The sequence below is a fragment of the Flavitalea antarctica genome, assembly GCF_054461535.1.
Window position 1 is genome coordinate 21452 of sequence record NZ_JBTLQG010000013.1, and the last position, 12286, is coordinate 33737.

A 12286-nucleotide genomic window follows, 5' to 3' on the forward strand; every position below is an offset into this window, starting at 1 on the left:
ACAGGAAAAAATACAAATCATTAATGTGCTGTAACCAGTGGAATCAGCTGATTTAAATCGTCAAAACACCAACATTATTTGCTGATAACTTTTAACACGGTCCTTCGGTTTTGTGCCCTGCCGGCTTCAGTACTATTATCCGCAACGGGAACAGTAGCGCCAAAACCTTTTGCAGATAAACGGGTTGAAGGAATTCCTTTGGAGACGATGTATTTTACCACCGCTTCTGAACGGTCATTGGAAAGTTTAAGGTTATCAGCTGCCTTTCCAACATTATCGGTGTGCCCATCGATCTGGATAGCAAGTGTTGGATTCTCCTTCAGCAGCATAACAATTTTGTCGAGTTCGGAATACGATTCCGGTTTGATCACAAACTTGTTTACATCAAAGAAGATGTTCTTTAGTACGATGGTAGCATTGGTCTCTATGGGTTGAAGAGGTATATCGATATTGTAGGTGGAATCCGGTGATTTTTCGGTGAGTGAAAAATTTTCTGAAAAAAACAGGTAACCGCGCCGGTTCACATTGAACGCATAATCTTTTCCGACAGGAAGTGTGATGAGATAACTGCCGGTACCATCGGTCTGGATGCTGCTCAGTGTCTGCTGGGTGGCAAGGTCTGTAAGCTCGACAGATGAAGGCAAACCTTTGGTTGTTTTTTTGTCATACACTTTTCCTTTTATCCATAATGTGCGGGCAGGCCGGATATCATCGCGCAACTGAAAAGTATAGAGGTCGAGGCCCCCGCGGCTATCACTGCGGTCCGATGCATAATAAGCGGTTTTTCCATCTGCGGCAATGGAGAGACTTCCCTCGTTTTCAATCGTGTTGATCGGGTACCCGAGGTTGGTCGCTTTCGACCAGGCGCCTCCGGGAAGTTTACGGACCAGGAACAGATCTTCACCACCATAACCCAGGTGACCGCTCGAAGTGAAATATAATGTCTGGTTATCGGCATGGATAAAGGGACAACTTTCGTCGCCCGCAGTATTGATTTCCGGTCCCGCATTTTGTGGTTCGCTCCAGGTGCCGTTTGGCAGCCTCCTGCTGATATATATGTCTGAGCCGCCAAATCCACCGGGACGGTTACTGGTGAAGTAGAGGTCACGTTTATCGGGTGAGAGGGAAGGTGCAGTTTCCCAGGCTTCCGTATTGATCTTATTACCAAGATTTTCAGGATTGCTCCAACCATTATTGGTGAGATAAGAAATATAGAGGTCGCAGCTTCCCAGTCCTTCGGGAAAATTGCAGCCGGTAAAGATCAGCCATTGACCATCCTGCGAGATGTTCTGTGCTCCCTCGTTAGACGGTGAATTTATTTGGCCGGGGAGGGCGGCAGCGGCGCTCCAGGACGTATCGCTCCTGGAGGCGGTATAAAAGTCTTCGTTCGTATTGCCGACGCGACGGGTGAAGACCAGTTCCTTTCCATCAATGGTTAGGGTGGGAAAATATTCTGAGACCTTGCTGTTTACCTTATCTCCGAGGTTTTTTGGTTCGAATTTATAGTCGCCCAGTGGTTTTTGTTTTGAATAGTCGACTGCAAACTGGAAACTCTTCCGCCGGTATTCCGCTGCGAGCCGGCTCTTTTCATTGAGGCCTGGGATATTGATAAAGTCGGTGATAGCTGCAATTGCTTTTTCAAATTCGCCCTGGCCTGCCAGGTTGATCGAATAGGGGAGATTGTAATCCTGGAAATATTCAGCGTCAATGGATTTCGCTTTCAGGTAATTGTCGATCGAGGCCTGGTAGTTTTTCAGTTCGCCGTACATCCCGGCGATCGACAGGTAGGCGTCCATAAATTTTGGGTCGAGCTTAACCGCGTTCTCAAGAAGCTGAATGCCTTCCTTGAAATTTCCGTCATTGGCTTTTTCGAGACCCTGGCGGTAAAGCGTCATGGCTTTTTTCCCGATTTTTTCAGGGTAATATTGCGCCTGCAATGCCAGGGCAAACAAAAGGGTGGAGATCAGCAGCAGGTATTTTCGAGGATTGCCCGACATGAGTTTGGATTAGTGAACCAATATTAGATATTATATCTGAGGAAGATGAGTTCCAGGTCCTGAAAGTTGTCAAACACGCTTGCACCTGGGCATCCCGGGGGCAGTTTTAAGGGACATTTATGTATTTATGCAGCTGGAGCGAAAATTCCCACTTCGGATTCCGCTTGATATAATCGATGATCAAAGGCGTCATTTGCGCTGACTTCGACCATTCCGGCTGCAAAAACAGTTTGCATTCTGGCGAAACTGCCTTTGCATGTTGTTCGGCCCATTCAAAATCCGAATTGTTATAGATAATCACTTTCAGTTCGTTGGCCAGGGGCATGATTTCGGGCAAAGGGGACTTGAATTTTTTTGGGGAAAGACAGATCCAGTCCCAATCACCACTTAAAGGGCTTGACCCTGATGTTTCGATATTTGTCTCAAAACCGGCTTCGTGGAGTGCTTTGGTCAGCGGGCCACAATCATGCATCAGTGGTTCACCACCCGTGATAACTGCCAGTCGGCCCGGGTAAGCGGCTGCTTCACTAACAATAGAATCAATATCCAGTAAAGGATGTTTGCCGGCATCCCAGCTTTCCTTTACATCGCACCAGAAACAGCCTACATCGCAACCCCCGAGCCTTACAAAGTACGCGGCTCTTCCCTGGTGAAATCCTTCACCCTGTATAGTATAAAAAGCTTCCATCACCGGAAGCTGAACCTTTGTTAATATTTCGGTCAGTTCGCTCATCACTGCATTATTCGCACAAACATTCATTATCTAAGTATTCCCTTTAACTAAGTATTCCCTTTAACGCTTACGGCGTTCCGCTTAATTCTAATGGCCTTCTCCCTTGATCAACGCATATCTGCTTATCCATGTTTTTGCTGGCAGGCCTTAAAAGTGTTGGTCATCAGCGCTGCGATGGTCATAGGACCTACACCACCGGGCACCGGCGTGATATAGCTGCTCTTAGGTGAAACGGTCGCAAACTCAACATCACCTTTGATGCCATAGCCTCTTTTCTTCGTAGCATCCGCTACGCGCGTAATGCCCACATCGATTATGATGGCGCCTTCTTTAACCATATCCGCTTTTACAAACTCTGGCTTTCCGAGAGCCGCAACAATGATATCTGCGCTAAGGCAAATTTCTTTCAGGTTTTTGGTGTGGGAATGACAAAGGGTTACGGTACAGTTTCCTGGATTTGTGTTCGCACTCAGCAGGATACTCATAGGGCGACCCACAATATTGCTTCTGCCGACTACCACCGCATGCATACCCGCGGTATTGATTTTATAATGAGCCAGCAAAAGCATTATTCCGTAGGGCGTTGCGGATACAAAACCGGGCAGGCCCTGTACCAGTTTACCGACATTCACCGGGTGAAATCCGTCCACATCTTTTGTCGGATCTATAGCATTGATCACTTTTTCATCCGAGATGTGTTTTGGCAACGGCAGCTGAACTAGGATGCCATCAACATCAAAGTCAAGGTTCAGATCGTCTATAATAGATAACAACCTGTTCTCCGTGATATCTTCCTCGAGGCGGATAAGGGTACTTTTGAACCCGATCTCTTCACAGGTTTTCACCTTTGAGCCGACGTATGTTTCGCTGGCGCCGTTGTTCCCAACCAGGACAGCTGCCAGGTGAGGTATTTTTTTTCCTTCATTTGAAAGCTGCGCCACCTTGATCTTAAGCTCGTCTTTTATAGCCTGGGACGTGAGTACACCGTCTAAAATTTCCATTTCGCAAAGGTATATTTCCATTTGGAATAGATTCCCTAAAATTTGACCATGTGTCAGGATTAGTTAAAACTTTTGAACTGTCAATGAGAAAAATGACAGCTTACTGAAAAAAGTTTTCAGGTATTTGCATACCGGGATGAAAACTTTTCTTTAGTAAAGCAGTCGTGCAGATGATATTGTGGTGGACCGGATTTTTGTTGAGGATGATGCTCATTTTCTTTTGCGCTGGCGTCTTACAACCGCTTGCGGTTGCACAATCCGTGCGTTCTCCCCTGGCATTCACCGATCGTGGGGCAGGGGCCTTCAGCGAAAATTTTACTGATGTATTTTGTCTTGCAAACAATCCCGCGGCTTCAGCAGGGGCGGAGGGTTTCAGCGCTGGCATTTATAGTGAGCGAAGGTTCATGTTGAAAGAGCTGAGCAAGTATCATCTGGTGATTGCACACGCCGCAACAAATGGCAACATAGCGTTAAAGATGAACCATTCCGGGTTCTCCGGGTTCAGTGAGTCATCAGCTTCGCTCAGCTACGGTCGCGATCTTGGGAAGATCAGGCTTGGCATCGGCTTCAATTATCACCGGATCAGTATTTCCGGTTATGGTTCAGCATCCACTTACTCAGCAGACGTTGCGTTGATCTGGCAACTCACGGAAAAACTTCATGCAGGTATCCACGCCATCAACCCCGTACCTGTTTTCTTCGGACCCGGCAAGACGGAACAATATGCATCTGTTTACAAAATGGGAATGGGGTATGAGATCTCTGAAAAATGTTTCATAGCCGGTGAGTTATGGAAGGAAACTGGCAAGATCGTCAATGTCATGTTTGCATTACAATACCGTTTTATTGCCAGTTTAGGTGTTCGCGGCGGCTTCAATACCGATGTAGGGCAGCCTTTTGCGGGGGTAGATTGGGTTTTCGGAAGTATTCGGTTAGGTATATCCGGTAGTTACCATCCGGATCTTGGTTTTACTCCATCCCTCCTGGTTTGTTTCATGAAAGAAAAAGGTAAGTGACATGGATATCGGTTTGAGGTCCGTGAGATGGACGGCGTTCAGTTTTATCACAACGATCTTTGTTTTGATCCACGCTGGAGGTTTGGCGCAGGAACAAAAAACACTGACGATGCATGAAGAGATGATGCTTGAGGCGCAGGCAACCGGAACCGAAGATGAGGTTGAAGATGATGGTTATTTACTAACGCTGAACGAGTTTCGGAAACATCCTATAGCTATCAACACCGCGGATGAAAACGCATTCCGTGAACTGCGCATACTCACGGACCTGCAGATACTTCAGCTTTTGAGATACCGGTTGCTACTGGGTAGATTGATAAGTCTTTATGAGCTACAAGCCGTTCCCGGCTGGGACCTGGAAACGATAAAGAAGGTTTTGCCTTTTGTGGTACTCAACCAGGCGGAGCCCGTGTTAAAGAATATTGCTGCAATGCTCAATAAAGGAAAAAGTAATTTCCTGTTGCGAAGTGCTGTTGTACCGCAGCGGTCAGCCGGGTATCTGAAAGCCGATACAGGGTCAGGAGGATATACCGGCAGTCCCATGCGACTACTTGCCCGGTATCAATACAATTATAAGAACCTGTTTCAATATGGTTTGACCGGTGATAAGGACGCGGGCGAACAGTTTTTTAAGGGTAAACAGAAAGCAGGGTTCGATTTTTATTCTTACCACATCTTTCTGAGAACCCAGGGTTTTATCCGGGCGCTTGCCCTCGGCGACTATACGATCAGCATGGGACAGGGGCTCATTCACTGGCAAAGCAGTGGTCTAAGGAAAAACGCAGATGCAATGCTTACCAAAAGGCAGGGTCAGGTCCTCAAGCCATATCGTTCAGCTGGTGAATACAATTTTAACCGGGGAGCTGGTATCACATTGCAGGCAAAGCGATATTCGCTCACTGCTTTTTTTTCATACCGGCGACTGACATCCACGCTTGACCGCGATGCCAGCGGGGAATTTGTAAGTTCGTTTGGAAGCTCCGGGTATCACCGCACAGAACTCGAACTGGGGAAACGGAAAAATCTCACGGCCCTTGCCGGCGGCCTTGTCATGAAATACGGCTTCAGACAGGGTAATATTTCCTTCAACACGATACACTACAAATTCGGTCTGCCACTCAGGCCCCAGGAGAAGCCGTATGATCTCTATGGAATAAACGGGGCCCGATGGTCCAATTACAGCGTGGATTATAGCTATACTTTCCGTAACATTCACAGTTATGGGGAGATAGCCATTGATCGAAACCGGAATCCCGCCTTTTTACATGGTTTGTTGATCGCACTGGACCGCAAACTCGATGTTTCTCTCGTCTACCGGAACCTGCATAAAGCTTATCAAACCCTGGCCGCCAGTTCGTTTACTGAAAACAGTACACCATCAAATGAAATAGGGCTTTATGCCGGGATTGCTTTCCGGCCGGCTATGGGGTGGGTCGTAAACGTGTACAGTGATTTTTTTGATTCGCCCTGGTTGCGGTTTAACTCGGATGCACCTTCAAGAGGCAGGGGATATCTGATCCATGTGATCCATAAACCAAACAAGCGGGTTGAGCTTTATACCAGGTATTCGAACGAACAGAAATTGTTGAATGTCTCCGGGTCCATGCTCCGCGACCCGCAGATGTCGTTTATTTCAAGGAAAGAGTGGCGGCTACAATTCTCACAGGAACTTACCGGTGGGATGCTTTTCCGATCGAGGGTTGCGCTGAGTTGGTACGGCGACGCCGGGAAACCATTTCCGAAAAAGGGTTTCCTGGGCTTTTCGGACCTCGTCTGGAAACCGCCGAAAGGCTGGGTGTCGGGTAGTCTGCGACTGCAGTATTTTGATATGGACGATTACGATGCGCGCATTTATGCTTATGAAAACGGTCCGCTGTTCGACACAAGTATTCCCGGTTTTTTTGAAACCGGCTGGAGATATTATGTCAATCTGCGGCTTGAGCCGGTAATTCGTCGTTGGAATATTAAGGGCCTTGTCATCTGGCTGAAGTATGGAGAGTTATTGTATCCTGCAGGCACAACGATTGGATCAGGCCTCGACAAGCTTAACCGCTCTCAAAAAACGGACATCAAAGTGCAGGTGATGTATTCGTGGAACTAACAATCGTTAGTCGAACCGGTATACGTTTACTACTTTTTCCCTGCCGGAATAATAGTACGGGAAATGGAGTGTCCCAAAATCCGGCACCTGGACCTGACAAAAACGTCCGAAAAAGCCGGATTCAGGGCCTGCCTGAAAAAAAATTTTAAATTTTTTTTGGCCCCTCAAGACAACTTGTTTCGAGTAAAAGTACTCGAAATTGCCCGCCAGTAATTTTGCATTAAAGAAAGAAATATCCTTCAAAAATCGGGCAAAACACTATAAAAATTGATAGTGTTTATACGAAAGGTTAGAAAACCTTCGACGAACCTGACAGTCATTTAATAATTGTGAATTAGGGTTGAATGGAAATTCATGATAAGTTTGTCCAATTTTTTGATCCCGATCACCTAATTACGGGTATGATTATCAACACTTTATTGAGCACGATCAAGAAGTGCTTGTTTCGGGCCACTAATTTAAACGGCAATGCAGCGGTTTGGTTTGAAACGTTGACTTGTGATTTAACGAATTGTTAATTTATTTTTTTTTTGATTTTCAATTCTCTTAATTTTCAGCGTCACATTCCAGTTCACACGGTCAAAACAAACAAATCACATGAGAAAAATTCCATTGCTTTTGGCAATGCTGGTCTGCCTGTGCAGTCTGGCATTTGGCCAGGCCGGGACCATTTCCGGCCAAATTAAAGATGAGGCGGGCACTCCGATTGCTTACGCGACAGTAAAAATCAAAAATTCTTCGACAGGGTCATCCGCAGATGCACAAGGACGGTACAAAATAGCAGCAAAGAGCGGCGACGTACTTGTGTTTTCAGCGATAGGCTATGGACAGACGGAATTACCGGTTGGTAGCTCCTCTACGCTCGATGCAAATCTTTCCAAAACAGAAAGTTTAATTGATGAAGTAATCGTTACGGCCCAGGGAATCCGCAGAAGGCCACGTGAACTCGGCTATTCTGTTGCAAAAGTGAACAACGAAGACATAACTGTTGGTCGTTCACCACAATTAGCACAGAGCTTGTCGGGAAAGGTTGCCGGTCTTGCCGTATTTAATGTCAACAACTCTGTTGATCCGGCCGTGAAAATAGTTCTCAGGGGTTACCGTTCAATGACCGGTAACAATGATGCGCTTGTTGTAATCGATGGTTTGCCAATGCCTCCCGGTTCATCAACCATGCTGAATCTGTTGAATCCAAACGATATCGAAAATGTTTCTGTGCTCAAAGGTGCACAGGCTGCAACACTTTACGGTTCAGACGGTGTAAACGGTGCACTTGTAATCACTACCAAAAGAGGTACCAAAGGCAAGGCGAGGGTTACCTACTCCAATGCAACAAACGTTGAAACAATCAGCTTTTTACCAGATTTCCAGGACCAATACGGAAGTGGATCACATTACGCTACCAGCTTTGGTGCAGCGGGTTGGAAGTCAGATTATCTTGCCCGTATGAAGGATAACTGGAGATCTTATGAAAATCAGCAGTTCGGTGATCGTTTCGATGGAAGTATGAGACCAGCCGGCCGTTTGTTACAGGATGGCACATATTATAACCTCCCTTATTCCGCTATTGACGGAGAAAGAAAGAGAATCTGGAATACCGGTATAACAACCAACAACCAGCTTTCGATCAGTGCAGGAAGTGAAAACAGCACTTTTTACTTATCGCTTGAAAACAATCTTGCTGAAGGTGTTGTTCCGGAAGATAAAAGCAGGCGTACAGGTGTAAGATTGGCCGCAACAACAGAAGCCGGAAGACTTCGTGCCGGATTCAATCTTGCTTATGTTCAGGCAAGTTATGATCGTACAACTTTCGACTTCTACAACGAATCAATCAACCAGGCCGCACACATTCCTTTGTCTGAACTCCGCGACTGGAAAACGAACAAGTTTGCAAGTCCTGATGCTTATTACAATGACTATTTCACCAATCCATACTTCCGACTGGACAACGACCGTCAGAACTACGGCGATGCAAACTTCCAGGGTAATGTGGAGTTGAACTACAAAATCGCAAGCTGGTTAAATTTATATAACAAGCTTGGAATAATGAACAACACCCGTAATCGCAAAAACACGGTTGGTAAATATAACTACACCCAGTATGCGAAAACCGGGGCAAAGGTTCCACCGGCATTTGACCAGGACGATGGATCTGGTATAACACGTACTGTAACTGACCTGGCTGGTAGCGTGTATGATGCTACAGAGGTAGAGAACATTGTTAATAATGAGTTTCAGATACAGGCAGAAAAAGACTTCGGAGACTTTTCTACAAAAGGTTTACTTGGTTTCTCGGCTTATGACAGGAAAACTAAAGTGGTAGAAGTAAGCTCTGGGTCTATCGTGGTTCCGGATGTTTACAACGTAGCAAACCGCCAGGGTGAACTTGGTGGTGGAGAATCATCTACTGAGTATAGAAAATTTGGTTACTATGCAGACTTGTTGGTTGGCTGGAAAGAGTTGATTTTCCTTCACGGTTCCGTGAGGTATGATGGAACGTCTAAGTTTTACAAGCCTTCAAGATCAACTGATCTGTATACCTATCCTTACTACGGGGTAGACGTTTCAGCGAACGTTACAGAAATATTGCCCGCTATCAAAAGCAACATATTAAATTATGCCAAGGTCCGCGCAGGATACAGTAAGAACGTTTCTGATAACATTCCCATCTACGGTCTTGACAGATCTTATCCGAACGCTCCGGGCTTCCCTTATGGTAACACGGTCGGTATCTCTGTTGGTAATCTGCTTCCTGCTGATGACCTCAGACCGGAAAAAGTTGCTTCTTTCGAGGTTGGAACAGAACTTCAGTTGGTAGATAACCGTATCAACATTGATTTCACTTATTACACACAAAAAACTACCGATGGGGTGATCCCGGCAGCTATTCCGTCTTCAACCGGGTACACCCAGTTGAGATTAAACGTTGGTGAAACAAAGAACTGGGGTTATGAAGCCGATATCAGGGGCCAGGTGATACGGGGTGAAGATTTTAACTGGGAGCTGAGTTTCCGTTACTCAACAAATGACAATAAGGTTATAGATATTTATCCTGGTATTACCGAGTTTCAATCCAGCGGTTATACCTATGCAGGATCTTATGTAACTGATGAAAAATCATTCCCAAGAATCAAGGCAGTTGGATATGTTCGTGACCCGGTAACAAACCGTGTGATCGTTAACAGAACTACAGGCTACCCGATCTCTAATGGTCCATTGAAAGATCTCGGAAGGGCTTTGCCAAACAAGATCATGGGATGGGGCACTAAATTGAATTACAAAACAATTTCACTGGCAGCTACTTTTGAATACCGCGGCGGTAACGTGATCTATAGTGACCTCGGTCGCCAGATGACTTTCACCGGTTCAGGCGGTTGGACAGAAAACAGGGCTCCTCATGTGTTTCCTAATTCATCTTATGATGACGGAACCGGCAAATTTGTTGAGAATACAAGCGTAAACGTGCAGGAAGCTGAGTATTCACTTTGGGTGGATCATTACAGGCTGATCACAGAAAATTTCACTGTCCCGGCGTGGTTCATCAAACTGCGTGATATAAACCTTTCTTATAACTTTTCACAAAGATTACTTGTAAAGACCAAATTCATCGCTGATGCAAGCATCGCTCTGTATGGTCGCAATTTATTTACGATAGTCGATTCTCAGAATGATTTTGTGGATCCGGAGTTTAGTTTCACAACAGGCAATGGTTTAGGTATCAGTAACACTTCTCAGACACCGCCGGTACGCCAGATTGGAATTAACCTGAATCTGACTTTTAAATAATCAATTAATTACAACGTTATGAAGTTTAATAAAATATTGTTATCGCTGTCCATTGTGGCAACAGCGTTCAGTAGTTGTAAAAAACAATGGCTGGATATAAACACGAATCCTAACCAGTTACCTATTGCAACACCCAACTATGTTTTTACATCGGGTGCGAACAGAACTGCAGGTACCATTGGACCAAATGAGCTGGGTTCTTATTGGAGCGGGCAATGGACCCAGTCAAACACTTATATCATCAGTGGATCTCAGTTCCAGTATATATTCAATAACACAAATTTCAACTACTGGGACAACTGGTATGATATCCTCAATGATTTCCAGTTTGTGATTGATAATGCAGACGAGCAGGGACAGCCTTTTATGAAAGGTCCTGCTAAAGTAATGAAAGCTTATATCTATCAGCAACTGGTAGATGTTTATGGAAATATTCCTTACCGGGACGCATTGAAAGGAACCGGCAGCTTAACGCCAAAATTTGATGATCAAAAATTCATTTATGAAGATCTGATCAAAGTGCTCGATACAGCTATAACCGATCTTCGGGCCAATGCATTTACAGCGGTAGGCAGTAGTTCAGACATCATCATGAAAGGAAACACCGCAAACTGGATCAGGTTTGCAAACAGTCTTAAGCTAAGGATCCTAATGAGACAGACCCGCGTAGCAGGCAGGGCTCCATATATCATTGCAGAAATTAACAAAGCAGCTGCGGCCCCAGAAGGTTTTTTAGCTGCGGGATTTGATGTTACTTCTAACCCGGGATATGTTGGGTCAGAGGGCAAAACCAATCCAATTTATAACCAGTGGGGTTACACCGCAACTGGAACAACACAGGCATTGGGCCGTTACCCACGTCCGACTGAATTCCTTTTTCAACAAATGATCAGCACGGGTGATACCTTCAGGCTTAAGAAAATGTTTTATGCAGTGGGCGGTGAAAGCAGCACACCGGGCGTAAGTGTCAATGCGGAAGTGATGTCAAACTATAAAGCTGTACCATTCGGTGCATCTTCAGGTTACCTGTCTCAGAACACATCACCACTCGGGCCATCCGTTATTCAGCGTGGACAGTTCAATAAATCAGTGGTACTTTTCGAAGCCGCGGAAAGTTTCTTCCTGCTGGCAGAAGCAAAAGAAAGATATGCTGCCGGGGTAACGCTGACCGGAACCGCTCAGTCTTATTATGAGCAGGGCGTTCGTGAATCATTCCGTTATACAGGTACTGCAAGTACTGCCGCCACAACACTGTTAACGAGTGGTAAGGACCTGGCCGACTATACTGCTTCTCCCGACAAACTGAAAGCAATCTGGCAACAGAAATGGCTGGCTTTGGCTAACATAGGCGGCTTTGAAGCCTGGGCTGAATATCGGAAGAACAATTTTCCTGCTATTCCAAAGTCGGCATCCGCTGCTGCCAATGCAGTCGCGCCCGTCAGGTTGTATTATCCACAGGGAGAAGAAGCGAGCAATGGAGTTAATGTAAAAGAACAGGGAACTATCAATGTATTTACTTCACGGTTATTCTGGGATGTAGATTAATACAAACCCGGTTACCAATAAAAATGAAATCTTAATGACCGTCTCTTTTCAGGGGCGGTCATTATTTTTGGGTAGATGCAAGCAAAGAGCGCACCCTTTCACAGGGA

The 12286-nt window shown here is 45.6% G+C and carries 7 protein-coding genes; 4 read left to right on the forward strand and 3 right to left on the reverse strand.

From position 1 onward, the window contains the following. Positions 1-74: 74 nt before the first annotated feature. The 3 genes from ACX0G7_RS13715 to folD form a co-directional block, all read right to left on the reverse strand. Positions 75-1997, reverse strand: a complete 1923-nt coding sequence (locus ACX0G7_RS13715; RefSeq protein ID WP_458924056.1) for an OmpA family protein — start codon at positions 1995-1997, stop codon at positions 75-77. Positions 1998-2103: 106 nt separating this feature from the next. Next, a complete protein-coding gene (locus ACX0G7_RS13720; RefSeq protein ID WP_458924057.1) occupies positions 2104-2757 on the reverse strand; it encodes a 7-carboxy-7-deazaguanine synthase QueE in 654 nt (217 codons plus the stop codon). A gap of 95 nt (positions 2758-2852) precedes the next feature. After that, complete coding sequence (gene folD, locus ACX0G7_RS13725) at positions 2853-3731, reverse strand: bifunctional methylenetetrahydrofolate dehydrogenase/methenyltetrahydrofolate cyclohydrolase FolD (protein ID WP_458924058.1); 879 nt, start codon at positions 3729-3731, stop codon at positions 2853-2855. Positions 3732-3901: 170 nt separating this feature from the next. On the opposite strand from folD, the gene ACX0G7_RS13730 reads away from it, so the two are divergent. The 4 genes from ACX0G7_RS13730 to ACX0G7_RS13745 all read left to right on the forward strand — a co-directional run bounded on the left by ACX0G7_RS13730 (position 3902) and on the right by ACX0G7_RS13745 (position 12179). After that, the gene (locus ACX0G7_RS13730; protein WP_458924059.1) at positions 3902-4747 is read left to right on the forward strand and encodes a hypothetical protein; all 846 of its coding nucleotides are present in this window, start codon (positions 3902-3904) and stop codon (positions 4745-4747) included. Position 4748: 1 nt separating this feature from the next. Then, positions 4749-6848 (forward strand): hypothetical protein, encoded by a 2100-nt coding sequence (locus tag ACX0G7_RS13735; protein ID WP_458924060.1) that lies wholly within the window; start codon positions 4749-4751, stop codon positions 6846-6848. A gap of 597 nt (positions 6849-7445) precedes the next feature. Continuing rightward, entirely contained in the window at positions 7446-10634 is a 3189-nt protein-coding gene (locus ACX0G7_RS13740; protein WP_458924061.1) for a SusC/RagA family TonB-linked outer membrane protein, read from the forward strand. Positions 10635-10652: 18 nt separating this feature from the next. Then, complete coding sequence (locus tag ACX0G7_RS13745; protein WP_458924062.1) at positions 10653-12179, forward strand: SusD/RagB family nutrient-binding outer membrane lipoprotein; 1527 nt, start codon at positions 10653-10655, stop codon at positions 12177-12179. Positions 12180-12286: the final 107 nt, after the last annotated feature.